The organism is Mycobacterium sp., from assembly GCF_050701675.1.
Lineage (GTDB): Bacteria > Actinomycetota > Actinomycetes > Mycobacteriales > Mycobacteriaceae > Mycobacterium.
The window spans coordinates 1-15,740 of the sequence record NZ_JBOGDD010000022.1; the positions used below are offsets into that span (position 1 = coordinate 1).

Below are 15,740 nucleotides of genomic sequence, written 5' to 3' on the forward strand. Positions count from 1 at the left end.
GGCCGACGACGCTGACCGGCCCCTGCGCGATGGCCGCGAGAAGGTGCATCGACAGCGTCGGCAGCGTCCGGACCGAGGCCACCAACCGCTCCGGGCAGCGTTCCGCCATGAAGTCGCGCTCGGCGTCACCGTCCTCGTCGGTATCGAACTTGTCACCGACCGCGCCGACCAGTTGATTGATGTCGGCGATGAGCACCGACTTGGTTTTCATGGAAACCATCTTGCCATCGCAGGCCTCGCGTCGTACATTGTTTCCATGGAAACAATATCCTATCAAGCGATGGGAGAAGACTCGTGAAGGCAGCAGTGGTCGAGAATTGGGGCCTCGCGCCCGTCTACCAGGATTTTCCGGAGCCGGCCGCCCGAGACGGTCAAGTGGTCGCAGCCGTGGAGGCATCGGCGCTGACCAACCTGAGCCGAGGATTGATGTCGGGAAAGCACTACGCCAGCAGGGAGATTCAATTACCGGCCATCCCGGGTGTCGACGGGGTGGCCCGCCTCGACGACGGCCGCCGCGTGTACACCGGCGCGCTGGCACCCTACGGAATGATGGCCGAGCGGACGTTGATCAACCCGGCTGGAGCAATCGAGCTGCCCGACGGAGTCGACTCCGTTACCGCCGCCGCCATCCCCAATCCCGGCATGTCGGCGTGGATGTCGCTCGAATACGCGGCGGCGGTGAAACCGGGTGATCGCGTCTTGGTGCTTGGCGCCACCGGAGTCACCGGCTCGACGGCCACGCAGCTCGCGAAGTCGGTTTTCGGCGCGGGCCACGTCGTGGTGATGGGCCGCGACGCCACCCGCCTGGACTGGTTGCGCACGGTCGGGGCCGATGAGGCCATCGCGCTCGGTGACGAGGACGCCTTCGCCAGGGTCGGCGCGTTGCATGGCGAGCGGCCGTTCGACGCGGTGCTCGACTACCTGTGGGGCACGCCCGCCGAGCGCGTCCTCGCCGCGTTGTCCGACAGCCATCCCGCGGCGCACCATCACGCGACCCGGTTCATCCAGATCGGCTCGATGGCGGGCCTGACCATGACCCTGCCCGCGGGCATCCTCCGCAGCACGGGCATCACCATGTCCGGCGTCGGACTCGGCAGCGTGCCACCGGAAGTACTCGGCCGAGCGCGTATCGAGGCACTGCCGAAGCTGTTCACCATGGTGGCCGGAGGCCAGCTGCAGCTGCGCGTCCAGACACGCAGGCTGGCCGACGTCGAGCAGGCGTGGACCGCGGCCGAGCCGTCGGGCACCCGGGTGGTACTGGTGCCCTAGCCGAAGCGGCCGGAGATGTAGTCCTCCGTCGCCTTCTGCGTCGGGTTGGAGAAGATCTTCTCGGTGTCGTCGATCTCGATCAGCTTGCCCGGCTTGCCCGTCGCCTCCAGGTTGAAGAACGCGGTCTGATCGCTGACCCTGGCGGCCTGCTGCATGTTGTGCGTGACGATGACGATGGTGAAGTCCAGCTTCAACTCGGAGATGAGGTCCTCGATCGCCAGCGTCGAGATGGGGTCGAGCGCCGAGCACGGCTCGTCCATCAGCAGCACGTCGGGTTGCACGGCGATGGCACGGGCGATGCACAACCGCTGCTGCTGGCCGCCGGAGAGCCCGCCGCCGGGCTTCTCCAGCCGGTCCTTGACCTCGTTCCACAGGTTGGCGCCCTTGAGCGAACGCTCCGCCACCTCGTCGAGCACCTTCTTGCTGTGCCTGCCCTGCAGCTTCAACCCGGCCACCACGTTGTCGCGAATCGACATGGTGGGGAAGGGATTCGGCCGCTGGAACACCATGCCGATGGTCTTGCGGACACCGACCGGATCGACGCCGGCACCGTAGATGTCCTCGCCGTCGAGCAGCACGGAGCCCTCGACGCGGGCGCCGGGAATGACCTCGTGCATGCGGTTGAGCGTGCGCAGCACCGTCGACTTGCCGCAGCCCGACGGGCCGATGAACGCCGTAACACTGCGCGGCTGCACCGACAGTGCTACCTCGGACACGGCGTGGAACGACCCGTAGTAGATGTTGACGTCTTTGAGATCGAGGCGCTTGGCCACGGGTAGCTCCTAAACCTTCTTGGGGACTAAACCTTTTTGGGAGAGAACACTTTTGCGACGAGCCGCGCCGCGATGTTGAGGATGGCGATCAGCAGGACCAGCGTCAGCGCAGCACCCCACAGCCGGTCCGTGGGGATGGGGTTGGCACCGGCGCCGGCCGAGATCTGGTCGTACATCATGCCGGGCAGCGAGCCCATGAAACCGCCGAACATGTCGAAGTTGATGGCCGCCGCGTAGCCGACCAGGATCAGCAGCGGTGCCGTCTCGCCCATCACGCGGGCCAGCGCCAGCATCACGCCCGTCACGATGCCCGACAGCGCGGTCGGGATGACGATGCGCACGATGGTCTTCCACTTCGGCACGCCCAGTGCATAACTGGCCTCGCGAAGGTCCATCGGCACGATGCGCAGCATCTCCTCGGTGGCCCGCACGATGACCGGAATCATCAACAGCACCAGCGCGAGGGAAACCGCGAACCCCGACCGCTCGAACCCGAGGGTTGCGACCCAGAGCGCATAGATGAAGAGTGCGGCCACGATCGACGGCACCCCGGTGAGGATGTCGACCATGAACGTGGTGATCTTGCCAAGCCTGGTCCCCCCGCCGTACTCGACGAGATACACCGCGACCATCACGCCGACGGGAATCGAGATGATCGAGCAGACGATGCCCTGCAGCAGGGTGCCCGCGATGGCGTGATACACACCGCCACCCGGCGAGAACGCGGTGGTGCCCGCCTGCGAGTTGGTGAACCACGTCGCGGTCGTGACCGCCGCCAGGCCCTTGCTGATGACCGAGTAGAGCACCCAGATCAGCGGCACCAGCGCCACCAGGACCGACGCCGAGACCAGCACGGTCGCAAGGTTGTTGGTGATCTTGCGCCTGGCGCTGACGCCCTGGAAGGTGGGGGCCTTGACCGGCTTGTCCAAGGTGGCGGTCATTTGGCACCCCTTCCGGCGACCGCGGCGCGCGCCAACGAGTTCACCACGAACGTCAGGATGAACAGCACCAGACCAGCCGCGATGTAAGCGCCCGCCTTGTACTGGTCGTTGAACTCGCTTGCGGCGGAGGCGATCTTGCTGGCGAACGTGTAGCCGCCATCGAAGAGCGACCAACCGAACGCCGTCTGCGTGCCGCGCAGGATGATCAGCAGGGCAATGGTCTCACCGAGGGCCCGGCCGAGGCCGAGCATCGCGCCGCTGATGTAGCCCGACAGCCCGAACGGCAGCACCGTCGTCCTGACGACCTCCCACCTGGTGGCGCCCAGCGCCAGGGCCGCCTCGATCTGACCGCGGGGCGTCTGAATGAACACCTCGCGGGAGACCGCCGTGATGATCGGCAGGATCATCACCGCCAGAACGATGCCGGCGGTGAAGATCGTTCCGCCGCCCGCCACCGACGCGGTGCCGGTCTTGAACAGGAACAGCCAGTCGAGGTTGGTGTTGAGCCACAGTGCGAAGGGCTTGAGCACGGGCGCCAGCACGTAGAGACCCCACACGCCGTAGACGATGGACGGCACGGCGGCCAGAAGGTCGACGACGTACGCCAACGGCCCTGCCAGCCGCCGCGGGGAGTACTGGGTGAGGAAGATCGCGATGCCCAGCGCGACGGGCATCGCCAGCACCAGGGCGAACACCGAGACGAACACGGTCACCTGAATCAGGTCCAGGATGCCAAAGTGCATCGCGGAGGTGTCCGTAGTGATCCAGTTGCCGCCGTAGGTGAAGAAGTTCGCCTCGTTGCGACTCAGGGCGGGAACCGCACGCCACAGCAGGAACACCCCGATCGCCGCGATGAGAACGACGATCAGGACGCCTGCACCCTCGGCGAGACCGCCGAAGATCCTGTCCCCCAACCGCACTTTCGCGCCCTTGGAGGGGTTGGTGGAGATCGGGTCAGGTGAGGGAAACGGCGAAGCGATCACTTCGCCCGATCCCGCACCGGTTGGGTTCGGTGTCGTCACTGTCATCCCGTTGTCGGTCATCGGTACCAGAGCCCATCCTCACCGCGTTGTCGGCGGTACGCCAGCCGTCTAGGCAATTGCGTCGACGGACTTGAGCAACCGCTCCTTGAAGCCGTCGGGCAGCGGAACGAACCCGGCCGCCGACAAGGCGGCCTGGCCCTGGTTAGCCGATACCGTCAGGAACGACTTGACCGCAGCGGCGGTGTCGGTGTCGTAGCCCTTCGAGCAGACGATCTCGTAGGTGGCCAGCATCAGCGGGTACGCGCCGGCTTCCTTGGAGGCGTACAGCGCGTTGAGGTCCAGCGTGAGGTCCAGGCCCTCGGCCTTGAACTTGGCGTCACCGACGGCCTTGGCGGTCGTCTCGTCGGTCAGTGCAACCGCACCCGCGCCGCTGTCGATCTGCGCGAACGGCAGATTCGCCGCCGCCGCCGGGCTCTTCTCGACGTACCCGATGGCACCTGGCGTCGCCTGCACGGCCTGCACGACGCCTGACGACTTCTGCGCGCCCTCACCCGCACCGCCCTGGAACTCCTTGCCCGCGCCCTTGGTCCAGGCCTGTGGTGCCGCGGCGCCCAGATACGTCTGGAAGTTGTCGGTGGTGCCCGACGAGTCCGACCGGTAGATCGGCGTGATCTTGGTGTCCGGCAGGGTCGCGCCACTGTTGAGCGCGGCGATGGCCGGGTCGTTCCACGTGGTGATGGCACCGGTGAAGATCTTGGACAGCACGTCGGCGTTCACGACGAGGTTGTCGACGCCCTCGACGTTGTACGCCATCGCGACAGGGCCGAACACCAGCGGCAGGTTCCACGCCGGGTTTCCGCCGCAGCGCTGGGCGGCCGGATCGACCTGGTCGGCGGCAAGTGCCGAGTCGGAGCCCGCGAAGTCGACCTGCTTGGCGATGAACTGCGTCACACCCGCGCCCGAACCGGTCGGGTTGTAGGCCAGGGACTTGCCCGAGCAAGCCTCACCCCAGGCCTTGTTGAACTCGGCGATGGCGTTCTGCTGGGCCGTCGAACCCTCGGCGGTCAGGGAGGACTTGCCGCCGCAGTCGGCTGCGGCGGCCGCGGACGATCCCGAGGCCGATCCCGATGCGCTGCTTGACGAGGTTCCGGAGTTGTTGTCACTGCCGCATGCGGTCATCGTCATCGCGGCGAGCGCCGCTGCCGATAGTGTCGTGCCAAGCACCTTGCCAAAGCGATTGAGCTTCACTTATCCCACTTTCGATTCGTCTGCCTCAGGACTCCCCGGCAACGTATGCGCCGCCGGTGGACGGATCGCGGACGAAAAGTGAACGAGCGGTGAACAGGCTCAGCGATTTCACAGCTGAGGGGCTAACGCAGGGTGTACGCCACGTCCGCGGCGAAGACCGAGAATCCCAGCCGTTCGTACGTCTTCACCGCCGCCGAGTTATCTGCCTCGACGTAAAGGGTCACCTCGGAGTCGGGCCCGAGCCGGTCCGCGAGGTGGTGCAGTCCGACGAGGGTCAGAGTGGCCCCCAGCCCCCGGCCCTGAGACTGCGGATCGACGCCGACGATGTAGACCTCACCAAGCCCCGCGTCATGCACCTTGGTCCAGTGGAACCCCAGCAACGCGCCGCTCTTCTGATCGAACGCCAGGAACAACCCTTCGGGGTCGAACCACGACTCACCGCGTCGCTCCGCGATGTCCGCCTCGGTCCAGCCGCCCTGCTCGGGATGCCAGGAGAACGCGGCGTTGTTGACGCGCAGCAGCTCGGCATCGTCGTCCGGGCCCGCGTAGGTCCGCAGCAGCACGTCGTCCCTTGGCGCGAGCGGCGGGAGGTCACTGAGCGGGCGGCGCATCTGCAGCAGCTCGCGCGCGGCGACCAGGCCGAGCGCGGCGGCCGTGCCCCTCGCGGGCGCGAGGTTGCCGTGCGCCCAGACCCGGGCGCCCGGGCCACCCTCGGCGAGGCCGGTGCGGATCAATTCGGACCCGATGCCACGCCTGCGGGCGTCGGGCGCGACCGCGACCTCGGCCATGGCGGGCGCGTCGTCCGCCGCTGGGACCAGATCGAGGTAGCCGACTATCGCGTCGTCGAGCTCGGCGACGAGGTGCCTGGTGCGGTCGTGGTGCAGATCACGGAGCACCTGATCGCCGACGGGCGCCGTGCCGTCGTGCGCAGTGGCGGCGTCGAGGACTGCGGTGATGCGGCGGCGGTCATCTTCGGAAAGGCCTGTCCGCCAAGCGATTACATTCACTGCGCGCGAAGAGGGTCGCCTAGGCCGTCGGGGCGCCCCGCCGGCTCCTGGTCGTAGGCTGCCGAGTCGTCGAGGTCGTCGTCACCGTAGTCGGACTCCGGGACCGGCGGTCGGCCGCGCGCGGGCCGCACGGCCTTGTAGCCGACGTTGCGGACGGTACCGATCAACGACTCGTACTCGGGGCCGAGCTTCGCGCGCAGACGTCGCACGTGCACGTCGACGGTGCGAGTGCCACCGAAGAAGTCGTAGCCCCAGACCTCCTGGAGCAACTGCGCCCTGGTGAACACCCGGCCCGCGTGCTGGGCCAGATACTTCAGCAGCTCGAACTCCTTGTACGTGAGGTCGAGCGGGCGACCACGGAGCCGTGCGGTGTAGGTGCCCTCGTCGATGACGAGCTCACCGAGATTGACCTTGCCCGCGCTCTCCTGGTCCGCGGCGCCGCCACGGCGACCGACGAGCAGTCGCAGCCTGGCGTCGATCTCGGCCGGTCCCGTGCTCGGCAGCAGGATCTCGTCGAGACCCCATTCGACGTTGACGGCCACCAGGCCACCTTCGTTCACGACCGCGACGACGGGGACCGACGTCCCCGTGCTGCCAAGCAGTCGGCACAGCCCGCGGGCGGCCGCCAGGTCCGTCCGGGCATCGACGATCGCCACGTCCGCGGTGCCCGCCTCGAGAAGCGAGGACACCTCGGTCGGCGCGGACCGCACGCTGTGCGCAAGCAGCGCAAGCGACGGCAGTACCGACTCGGGATGCGGGTCGACGGTCAGCAGCAACAGATCCAATGGGCCCTCCAGCGCATTTCGGTAAAATCACCCGACGTCGATGTCCGGGCAATCTCCCAGATTCATGGCTGACACGCGGCCGTTACCGGCCGACGCTGGGACAACGATAGCGTGCAACCTGCTGATTAGCCGCGCTGAGCGTGGAGCACCGGTTGCCGTAGTCCAGAATGTGCGAGTGCGCAAGCTGCTGATCGGACTCGTCGCGACGGTCGCGACGCTCGCGCTCGGCGCCGTCGGTGTCGACTTCGGTACGGCGATCTACGCCGAGTTCCACTGGGCCCGCGCCGTGCGCTCGTCCAACGATCTGCCGTTCGACCCGTGGGTGGGCATCCTCGGGTTTCCGTTCGTCACGCAAGCAATGCGTCACGACTACCGAGAGGTGGAGATCCGCGCAGGCGGAGTGGATCACCCCGTCGCCGGCAAGGTCTCCCTCGAGGCGACGCTGCACTCCGTCGACCTGACGGAGAGCTCTTGGCTCCTCCGGCCAGGCTCCAAGCTGCCGCTGACCGAGCTGGAGAGCCGCATCATCGTCGACTCGACGCACGTCGGCAGGTTCATGGGGATCAAGGATCTGCTCGTCGAAGCGCCACCGCAGGAGACCAACGACGCGACGGGCGGCACGACGGAGTCGGGCATCTCGGGGAGCCACGGACTGGTGTTCACGGGGACACCGGTCTCGGCGGGCTTCGACAAGCGGGTCAGCGTCTCGGTCGACCTCTCGACCGAGGGCGAAGACGAGACCACGCTGGTGTTCACCGCAACCGGTGTGCTCACCGGCGCCGGCACGGCCGACCAGCCGGTACCCGACGATCAGAAGCAGGCGGTCCTCGCGGCGTTCCACACCAGAATGCCGGGGATGAAGCTTCCGTTCGCCGTGACGCCCACCACCGAGGGCGCGCGGGGGTCCGACATCATCATCGAAGGCATCACCACGGGAGTAACGATCGCCCTGGACGGGTTTAGACAGAGATGAGCGCTTGCGCGAAGAACAGGGGGCACCGATGAGCGCTTCACTGCCGGTCGTCGTCGCGGTGCTCGTCGTCGCACTGGGGGCGGCGTTGGTGATCGGGCGGCTGATGACGCGGCGCGCGGGCGTGCTTCAGAGCACCGCGCCGGAATCACCCGATCTCGACACGTCCGACCTGGGCCTTGCCGAGGATCGGCCCACCGTGCTGCACTTCAGCGCGGACTGGTGCGGCCCGTGCGCAGGCGTCCGGCGCGTGGTCGACGAGGTGTGCGCGACGTTGCCAGGCGTCGCCCACGTGGAGATCGACATGGACGACAACCCCGCGGCAGCGCGGCGACTTTCGGTCCTGTCGTTGCCGACCACGTTCATCTTCGATGCCGACGGTCGCCAGCAGTACCGGGCCTCTGGCGTGCCCAAGGCCGCTGACCTGCGCTCGGCGCTCGAACCGCTATTGGCTTGACGAGGATGTCATTGGGTAGGCTGTCGGGCGTGTCCACCCGCGTCGAGCTCAGGCTCACCAAGCGCCGCGCAGTAGATCTGTGCCGCGTCGCGGGTTGCTGTTGTTGTTGTAGCTGCTGAGCAGCCACGCGTTCCTCGCGTCGCCCTCGGAGCAGCCTCTCTGGCATGCCCACGTCCAGCTCTCACGACATCAGGAGTTTTCCGTGCCGAATCAGACCAGTGAACAGGTCGACGTTCGCGGGCCACGCTTCGCAGCGTGGGTCACCACTGCCGTCATCGTCGCCACCCTCGTCGCGTCGGGATTCAGTTCCTACGCCGCAGCCGTAGTCCTCGGCCTGCAGGCCATCGTATTCGCGATCGGGGCGGTCGGCGGCCCTCGCAAGCACCCGTACGGCCGCGTGTTCGCGAAGTTCGTCGCTCCCCGGCTCGGACCGGTGACCGAGAAGGAGCCGGTGCCCCCGCTGAAGTTCGCCCAGCTGGTCGGGTTCGTGTTCGCCGTCGTCGGAACCGTCGGCTTCGCCACCGGACTGGTCACGCTCGGCCTGATCGCAACTGCGTTCGCGTTGATCGCGGCCTTCCTCAACGCGGCCTTCGGCATCTGCCTCGGCTGCCAGCTCTACCCGCTCGTCGCCCGTTTCCGCACTGCGCCCAACCCTGTCTGACTCTCCGACTTCACAAGCAACCGAAGGGATTTCATCCATGGCACGCTCCGACGTCCTGGTCACGACCGACTGGGCCGAGAGCAATCTCGACGCGCCGAACACCGTCTTCGTCGAGGTCGACGAGGACACCAGCGCCTACGACGGCGGCCACATCGCCGGGGCGGTCAAGCTGGACTGGAAGACCGATCTGCAGGATTCGGTGCGCCGCGACTTCGTCGACGCGCAGCAGTTCTCGAAGCTCCTGTCCGATCGCGGCATCGCCAACGACGACACGGTGATCCTCTACGGCGGCAACAACAACTGGTTCGCCGCGTACGCCTATTGGTACTTCAAGCTCTACGGCCACCAGGACGTCAAGCTGCTCGACGGCGGCCGCAAGAAGTGGGAGCTCGACGGCCGTCCACTGGTCTCGGAAGGGCCCGCCCGGCCTTCGACGTCCTATTCCGCGCAGGCGCCCGACAACACCATCCGCGCGTTCCGCGACGAGGTCATCGACGCCATCAACGTCAAGAACCTGGTCGACGTCCGCTCCCCCGATGAGTTCTCCGGCAAGATCCTCGCTCCCGCCCACCTGCCGCAGGAGCAGAGCCAGCGCCCCGGCCACATCCCCAGCGCCATCAACGTGCCGTGGAGCAAGGCGGCCAACGAGGACGGCACCTTCAAGTCCGACGACGACCTGGCCAAGCTGTACGCCGAGGCCGGCCTGGACGGACAGAAGGAGACCATCGCGTACTGCCGCATCGGTGAGCGTTCGTCGCACACCTGGTTCGTGCTGGCCGAACTCCTCGGCCACGAAAACGTCAAGAACTACGACGGCAGTTGGACGGAATACGGCTCCCTAGTGGGCGCCCCGATCGAGTTGGGAAGTTGATATGTGCTCTGCACCGAAGCAAGGACTGACGTTGCCCGCCAGCGTTGACCTCGAGAAGGAGACCGTGATCACGGGTCGAGTCCTCGACGGCTCCGGTCAGACCGTCGGTGGCGCGTTCGTGCGTCTGCTGGACTCGTCCGACGAGTTCACCGCCGAGGTCGTCGCATCGGCGACCGGTGACTTCCGGTTCTTCGCCGCGCCGGGGACGTGGACGCTTCGCGCCCTGTCGCCCGCGGGCAACGGAGACGCCAGCGTCGCGCCGTCGGGTGCGGGCATCCACGAAGTCGACGTCAAGGTCGCGTAGCCCCGGTCGCCTCGCCGCTGCCCGTCGGAACTAGACTTCACTCTCGTGGTGCTCTTCTTCGAGATCATGCTCGTCGTGGCGGTCGTCGTCATCACCTGGTTCGCCCTGTATGCGGTGTACCGGTTGATCACCGACGAATTGTGACCTCCGACGAGAACCCCGTCGACCCCACTGAGGCGACGGGATCGATCATTCCCGGCTCGGCCGACCGTGCCGTGGCGGCTGCCATCGAGCGCGCCAAGGTGACGGCCGCGCGCAACGTCCCGACGTTCGACGATCTGCCGATTCCCTCGGACACCGCGAACCTTCGCGAAGGCGTCAGCCTCAATGACGCGTTGCTGGCCCTGCTGCCGCTCGTCGGGGTGTGGCGCGGTGAGGGCACGGGCCGCGGCTCGGCAGGGGACTATCCGTTCGGCCAGCAGATCGTCGTCTCGCACGACGGGGGTGAGTACCTGAATTGGGAAGCCCGCTCCTGGCTGCTCTCGGAGTCCGGCGAATACCAGGGGCCGGGGCTCCGGGAGTCCGGGTTCTGGCGATTCGTGAACGACCCGGAGGACCCTGCGGAGTCCCAGGCGATCGAGCTACTGCTGGCGCACACGGCAGGCTACGTCGAGTTGTTCTACGGCTACCCGCTGAATCAGTCGTCGTGGGAATTGGCGACCGACGCACTTGCTCGCAGCAAGTCCGGGGTGCTCGTCGGCGGAGCCAAGCGGCTGTACGGCATCGTCGACGGCGGTGACCTCGCCTACGTCGAGGAGCGCGTCGACGCCGACGGCGGACTCGTCCCGCATCTGTCCGCACGCCTGTCGCGGCACGTCGGCTAGTGCGCTTCCCCGCCCTGACCGTGGTGCTCGCCACGGCGGCCCTGCTCGCCTCCTGCAGCTCCGAGACACCGAAGCCCGAGGCTCCCGCCACGTCGACGTCCCCCTCGGGCCATGGCGCTCTCGCACAGTGCCTTTCCGAGCACGGCGTGCCGGCCGCACCGGGCCCGTCGGCCGGGCCACCGCCCGGCGTCGACCAGACCACCTGGCGCGATGCGATGCAAGCCTGCTCGACGCTTGGCCCTGGGCCCGCGAGCTGAGCCCGTCCTCCAGACATGGAGCGGCCCCCGAGCCTTTGGTTCCTGGTTGGACGGACCGAGGGGCTCGGGGGCCGGGTGACTGCCGGGAATTCGCCAGCGCACGCTGGTAAACACCCGGTGCTGCTAGCGGGCAGCCACCTCACTTGTCCATGAGTCAATCAATTTCTCGGACCACCTCCCTTCACGTGTAAAAGCGAAACTACTCCCGAAAGGGCGGGCCGACAACCGATTTTCGCGGCCCCGCTCACTGCCCGCCGTCGATCGCCTCGTCGACCAGCGCCGCGATGTCGGCGCCATCGGGCGCGACAGGTAGAGGGTGGCCGTCCAGCGTGTGCACCCGGGCTGCGAGCGTGATGCTGGAGAGCAGCCAAACCCCCTGTGCAGCAATGAGATCACCGACGCGCAGCGGACGACTCTGGCAGACCCTGCCGTGTGCGCGGGCGACGTCGAACACGGCCTGCACCGTGGTGCCTGGGAGGATCGGCAACGTCGTGGGCGGGGTCACCAGGCTGCCGTCACCGTCGGCGATCACGACGCTCGACCGCGGTCCCTCCAGAACGAATCCGTCGGTGCTCAGCAGGACCACGTCACCGATGCCGAGGCCGTCGGCATGCCGCAGCGCGGCCGCGTTGATCGCGTACGAGAGGGACTTGGTCCCGGCGAGCGACCACGGCGCTTCGGTGGCGCCAGCTGCCATCACCCCGCGATCCAGCGTCATCGCGGACACCCCGTCCCGCCGCGACGCGAATGCCCGGGCGGGCATCTCCGACAACGTGACGAATCCGGTGGCTCCACCGCCACGCTCGCGCCCGAACACCAGCCGCAGCACGGCATCGCCTGCGCCGGGCCACAGGGCGCACGCGGTGGCTGCTGTGGCGCTCCAGCCGGCCAGGTCCGGCGCGGGCAGTCCGACGATCGCCGCGGAGCGCGCCAACCTCTCGAGGTGGGCGTCGAGGAGGCACGCCCGTCCGTCGCGGACCAGCAGCGTCTCGAACACGCCGTCGCCACGGGAGAACATCGGATCGTCGGCATGCACGATGGGCTGGTTGCGTTCGACGGCCAGGCCGTCGAGCGTGACGACGATCTCGCTGCGGGTCGCCATGGGGCAAGACGGTAGCCCGCGTGCCCGCCGTACGCTGGAGGGATGTCCGCAATCCCCTCGCCAGAGCTGGGTCCCGACGCAGGCGCCACCTGGCACTACGGCGATCCGCTCGGAGAACAGCGCACCGCAGAAACCGCCGCCGTGGTGGTGGACCGCTCGCACCGCGCCACCATCAAGCTGACCGGCGGCGAGCGGCGCAAGTGGCTGCACACCATCTCCACTCAGCACGTCGCGGACCTGCCAGACGGCGCCGTTGCGGAGAACCTGAGCCTCGACGTGCAGGGACGTGTCGAAGATCACTGGCTGCAGACGCAACTCGACGGCGTCACGATCATCGATACCGAGCCCTGGCGCGGTGAGCCCCTGCTGGGTTACCTCCGCAAGATGATCTTCTGGGCCGACGTCGTCGTCGACCCTGCGGACCTGGCGGTGTTGTCGCTCCTGGGACCCCAGGTGGGTGACCCCGCCATCCTCAATGCCATCGGCGTCGACGCGCTGCCTGCCGTGTCATCGGCGACGCCGCTGGCAGACGGCGGATTCGTGCGCAGTCTGCGCGACGGCGAGGTGGACCTCGTCGTTCCGCGCGAGGCAGCGGCGGCCTGGCGCGACCGACTGATCGCGGCAGGCGTGCGGCCCGCGGGGGTCTGGGCCTACGAGGCGCGCAGGGCGGCGACACTGCGGCCCCGACTGGGCGTCGACACCGACGAGCGGACCATCCCCCACGAAGTCGGCTGGATCGGCGGCCCGGGTGACGGTGCCGTTCACCTGGAGAAGGGCTGCTACCGCGGCCAGGAGACCGTCGCGCGCGTCCACAACCTGGGCAAGCCGCCACGGATGCTGGTGCTGCTGCATCTGGACGGATCCGGGGACCGCCCGGTCACCGGCGATCCCATCCTCGCTGGCGGGCGGTCGATCGGGCGGTTGGGCACGGTGGTCGATCACGTCGACCTCGGCCCGATCGCCATGGCTCTGGTCAAGCGGGGGGTGCCGGTCGAGACCGAGTTGACCACCGGCGGCGAGACCACCGTGAGCGCCCTCATCGACCCCGATTCGATGCCGTCCTCCGCGGGCGTTGGCGCCGGAAGGCTCGCCGTGGAACGTCTGAGGAGCAACCAGCGTTGAAGGAAGCGGTCGTGCGCTCGCCGCAGGACCGGGCCTGACAGCATGAGACCGCCGGGCACGGTAAAGTGTTGACAGGACGATAAAACACACTCAGATCGGAGCCGCCTGCCATTCAGGCCGCTCCGTTATTGCGCGAGGGGGTCCCCCATGGGCCGCGGCCGGGCGAAGGCGAAGCAGACCAAGGTTGCTCGTGACCTGAAGTACAGCTCGCCACAAACCGATTTCCAACGGTTACAGAAGGAATTGGGCGGGTCAGGATCCCCCGAGCCTGACGTACTCAACGGCGATGCCGTGGTCGATGACCGGTGGGTCGACGACGACGACTGGCGGCGCTGAGCCGTTTCTGCGGTTCACACCTGCGGCTCTGAGCCTTCAGAACCGCGGGTGCTGACCGACCAACAAGGCGCGGGACTTGCCCTTGCCACCCTTCTTGACGGTGCCGAGAGTCCAGCAGTCCAGATGACGGGCAGTCAAGATCGCCAACGCGCGATCGGTGTCCTCCGGCGCGACGATGGCAACCATGCCGACGCCCATGTTGAAGGTCTTGTCCATCTCCACGCGTTCGATACGCCCTCGCTGGGCGATCATCGCGAACACCGGCGCCGGCGTCCACGTACCGCGGTCCAGCTCGGCGATCAGGCCATTGGGGATGACGCGCTCGAGGTTCCCGGCCAGTCCGCCGCCCGTGACGTGGCAGAACGTCCGAACCTGCGTTTCGGCGGCGAGCGCGAGGCAGTCCTTGGTATAGATGCGGGTCGGTTCGAGCAGTTCCTCGCCAAGCGTGCGGCCGAATTCCTCGACGTGTCCGGCGAGGTTGCCCCGGTCCATCTCCAGTAGCACCTTGCGGGCCAGCGAGTATCCGTTGGAGTGCAGCCCGGTTGACGCCATGGCGATGATCACGTCCCCCGGCTTGACGCGATCCGGTCCGAGAACGTCGTCGGCCTCGACCACGCCGACGCCCGTTGCGGAGATGTCGTAGTGGTCGGGCCCCATCAGGCCAGGGTGTTCGGCCGTCTCGCCGCCGAGCAGGGCGCAGCCCGCCATGACGCAGCCGTCGGCGATGCCCGACACGATCTCGGCGACCCGTTCGGGGACCGTCCGGCCGACCGCGATGTAGTCCTGGAGGAACAGCGGTTCGGCACCGCAGACCACTAGGTCGTCCACGACCATGGCGACGAGGTCGAGTCCGACGGTGTCGTGCTTGTCCATCGCCTGCGCGATCGCCAGCTTGGTGCCGACGCCGTCGGTGGAGGAGGCCAGCAGCGGTTCGCGATATCCGCCACGCAGCGCGAAGAGCCCGGCGAAACCACCGAGACCTCCACGCACCTCCGGTCGAGTTGCCTTTTTCGCAAGCGGTTTGAACAATTCGACGGCCCGATCGCCCGCCTCGATGTCCACCCCCGCAGATGCGTAGGACGCGCCGTGATCCTCGCTCATCATCGCGCCCAAGGGTACCGGTCCCGGCTGACGGGAGCGCGCACTCCGTCGGTCTTGGGCACATCTACGGCCTTGACGTGCTGACGCGCGGGACGCCGCCCGTTTGAAAGGGCCCTTCTGCGGACATCTGCCCCTAACACCCGCTCCGAATACGAGGTGGCGGCTATCGACGGGTTGGAGACTTGGTGTCGGACATTGAGCCAGCAGCATCGCACCGTTTTCTGGTCACGGGAGCAACCGGCTACGTCGGCGGGCATCTCGCTGCGTTGCTGGTGGAGCGCGGCCACACCGTGCGGGCGATGGCGCGCAATCCCGCCAAGCTGCGCGACGCGCCGTGGCGTGACCGGGCCGAGGTGGTGCGCGGCGACCTGAGTGATCCCGAGTCTCTGATCCCCGCGTTCACCGACGTCGACGTGCTGTACTACCTCGTCCATTCGATGGGCACGTCGTCCGACTTCGTCAGCGAGGAAGAGCGCTCAGCACACAACGTCGCCGCCGCCGCGAAGAAGGCAGGCGTGCGCCGCATCGTCTATCTGTCCGGGTTGCACCCGACGGGTGAGCTGTCCCGGCACCTGCGTTCGCGAAACGCCGTCGGCGAGATCCTGATGCAGTCTGGTGTCGAGACCGTCGTGCTGCAGGCGGGGATCGTCGTCGGCTCGGGCTCGGCGTCGTTCGAGATGATCCGTCATCTCACCGACAGGCTCCCGGTGATGACCGCCCCGAAGTGGG

Annotated in this window: 20 protein-coding genes and 1 pseudogene; 12 read left to right on the top strand and 9 right to left on the bottom strand. The window is 67.6% G+C overall.

From position 1 onward, the window contains the following. A pseudogene (locus tag ACRDUX_RS00640) lies at window positions 1-211 on the bottom strand (transcriptional regulator); the annotation flags it as partial. Between the two features lie 83 nt (window positions 212-294). On the opposite strand from ACRDUX_RS00640, the gene ACRDUX_RS00645 reads away from it, so the two are divergent. Beyond that, on the top strand, window positions 295-1,269 hold the full coding sequence (locus tag ACRDUX_RS00645; RefSeq protein WP_526410020.1) for a quinone oxidoreductase family protein: 975 nt from the start codon (window positions 295-297) through the stop codon (window positions 1,267-1,269). Here the strand turns inward: ACRDUX_RS00645 and pstB are convergent. The 6 genes from pstB to ACRDUX_RS00675 form a co-directional block, all read right to left on the bottom strand. Beyond that, the gene (pstB, locus tag ACRDUX_RS00650; RefSeq protein ID WP_526410022.1) at window positions 1,266-2,042 is read right to left on the bottom strand and encodes a phosphate ABC transporter ATP-binding protein PstB; all 777 of its coding nucleotides are present in this window, start codon (window positions 2,040-2,042) and stop codon (window positions 1,266-1,268) included. The genes ACRDUX_RS00645 and pstB overlap by 4 nt on opposite strands. A 26-nt stretch (window positions 2,043-2,068) precedes the next feature. After that, on the bottom strand, window positions 2,069-2,983 hold the full coding sequence (gene pstA / locus ACRDUX_RS00655; RefSeq protein ID WP_526410024.1) for a phosphate ABC transporter permease PstA: 915 nt from the start codon (window positions 2,981-2,983) through the stop codon (window positions 2,069-2,071). After that, entirely contained in the window at window positions 2,980-4,026 is a 1,047-nt protein-coding gene (gene pstC, locus ACRDUX_RS00660) for a phosphate ABC transporter permease subunit PstC (protein ID WP_526410026.1), read from the bottom strand. The genes pstA and pstC overlap by 4 nt, the downstream gene beginning before the upstream one ends. A 48-nt stretch (window positions 4,027-4,074) precedes the next feature. Further along, window positions 4,075-5,214 (bottom strand): phosphate ABC transporter substrate-binding protein PstS, encoded by a 1,140-nt coding sequence (pstS, locus tag ACRDUX_RS00665; protein WP_526410028.1) that lies wholly within the window; start codon window positions 5,212-5,214, stop codon window positions 4,075-4,077. Between the two features lie 122 nt (window positions 5,215-5,336). Next, complete coding sequence (mshD, locus tag ACRDUX_RS00670; protein WP_526410030.1) at window positions 5,337-6,221, bottom strand: mycothiol synthase; 885 nt, start codon at window positions 6,219-6,221, stop codon at window positions 5,337-5,339. Then, on the bottom strand, window positions 6,218-7,006 hold the full coding sequence (locus ACRDUX_RS00675; RefSeq protein WP_526410032.1) for a winged helix-turn-helix transcriptional regulator: 789 nt from the start codon (window positions 7,004-7,006) through the stop codon (window positions 6,218-6,220). The genes mshD and ACRDUX_RS00675 overlap by 4 nt, the downstream gene beginning before the upstream one ends. Window positions 7,007-7,181: 175 nt before the next feature. Here ACRDUX_RS00675 and lmeA point away from each other — a divergent pair, with 175 nt between their 5' ends. The 8 genes from lmeA (at window position 7,182) to ACRDUX_RS00715 (ending at window position 11,350) form a co-directional block, all read left to right on the top strand. After that, the gene (gene lmeA, locus ACRDUX_RS00680; RefSeq protein WP_526410034.1) at window positions 7,182-7,979 is read left to right on the top strand and encodes a mannan chain length control protein LmeA; all 798 of its coding nucleotides are present in this window, start codon (window positions 7,182-7,184) and stop codon (window positions 7,977-7,979) included. Between the two features lie 28 nt (window positions 7,980-8,007). Further along, window positions 8,008-8,433 carry a TlpA family protein disulfide reductase gene (locus ACRDUX_RS00685; RefSeq protein WP_526410036.1) on the top strand — a complete coding sequence of 142 codons (426 nt, stop codon included), beginning with the start codon at window positions 8,008-8,010 and terminating at the stop codon, window positions 8,431-8,433. 5 nt (window positions 8,434-8,438) lie between these two features. Next, window positions 8,439-8,552, top strand: a complete 114-nt coding sequence (locus tag ACRDUX_RS00690; protein ID WP_526410038.1) for an Ms5788A family Cys-rich leader peptide — start codon at window positions 8,439-8,441, stop codon at window positions 8,550-8,552. Window positions 8,553-8,635: 83 nt separating this feature from the next. Next, the gene (locus ACRDUX_RS00695) at window positions 8,636-9,094 is read left to right on the top strand and encodes a DUF4395 family protein (RefSeq protein ID WP_526410040.1); all 459 of its coding nucleotides are present in this window, start codon (window positions 8,636-8,638) and stop codon (window positions 9,092-9,094) included. Between the two features lie 37 nt (window positions 9,095-9,131). Next, on the top strand, window positions 9,132-9,965 hold the full coding sequence (locus ACRDUX_RS00700; RefSeq protein ID WP_526410042.1) for a sulfurtransferase: 834 nt from the start codon (window positions 9,132-9,134) through the stop codon (window positions 9,963-9,965). A gap of 1 nt (window position 9,966) precedes the next feature. After that, entirely contained in the window at window positions 9,967-10,269 is a 303-nt protein-coding gene (locus ACRDUX_RS00705; RefSeq protein WP_526410044.1) for a DUF1416 domain-containing protein, read from the top strand. Window positions 10,270-10,409: 140 nt separating this feature from the next. Continuing rightward, window positions 10,410-11,093: a nitrobindin family protein gene (locus ACRDUX_RS00710; protein ID WP_526410046.1), complete on the top strand. Its 684-nt coding sequence runs from the start codon at window positions 10,410-10,412 to the stop codon at window positions 11,091-11,093. Next, window positions 11,093-11,350, top strand: a complete 258-nt coding sequence (locus ACRDUX_RS00715; protein ID WP_526410048.1) for a hypothetical protein — start codon at window positions 11,093-11,095, stop codon at window positions 11,348-11,350. The genes ACRDUX_RS00710 and ACRDUX_RS00715 overlap by 1 nt, the downstream gene beginning before the upstream one ends. Before the next feature lie 244 nt (window positions 11,351-11,594). Here ACRDUX_RS00715 and ACRDUX_RS00720 read toward each other — a convergent pair whose 3' ends face one another. Beyond that, window positions 11,595-12,452: an aminodeoxychorismate lyase gene (locus tag ACRDUX_RS00720; protein WP_526410050.1), complete on the bottom strand. Its 858-nt coding sequence runs from the start codon at window positions 12,450-12,452 to the stop codon at window positions 11,595-11,597. Window positions 12,453-12,494: 42 nt separating this feature from the next. On the opposite strand from ACRDUX_RS00720, the gene ygfZ reads away from it, so the two are divergent. Further along, window positions 12,495-13,574, top strand: coding sequence for a CAF17-like 4Fe-4S cluster assembly/insertion protein YgfZ (gene ygfZ / locus ACRDUX_RS00725; RefSeq protein WP_526410052.1), 1,080 nt, complete (start codon window positions 12,495-12,497; stop codon window positions 13,572-13,574). A 147-nt stretch (window positions 13,575-13,721) separates the two neighbouring features. Next, complete coding sequence (locus tag ACRDUX_RS00730) at window positions 13,722-13,910, top strand: DUF3073 family protein (RefSeq protein ID WP_526410054.1); 189 nt, start codon at window positions 13,722-13,724, stop codon at window positions 13,908-13,910. A 36-nt stretch (window positions 13,911-13,946) separates the two neighbouring features. Here ACRDUX_RS00730 and purM read toward each other — a convergent pair whose 3' ends face one another. Beyond that, a complete protein-coding gene (gene purM / locus ACRDUX_RS00735; protein ID WP_526410056.1) occupies window positions 13,947-15,014 on the bottom strand; it encodes a phosphoribosylformylglycinamidine cyclo-ligase in 1,068 nt (355 codons plus the stop codon). A 182-nt stretch (window positions 15,015-15,196) separates the two neighbouring features. Between purM and ACRDUX_RS00740 the strand changes: the two genes are divergently transcribed. After that, window positions 15,197-15,740: NAD(P)H-binding protein (locus ACRDUX_RS00740; RefSeq protein ID WP_526410058.1), on the top strand; the 544-nt coding region annotated here is incomplete at its 3' end.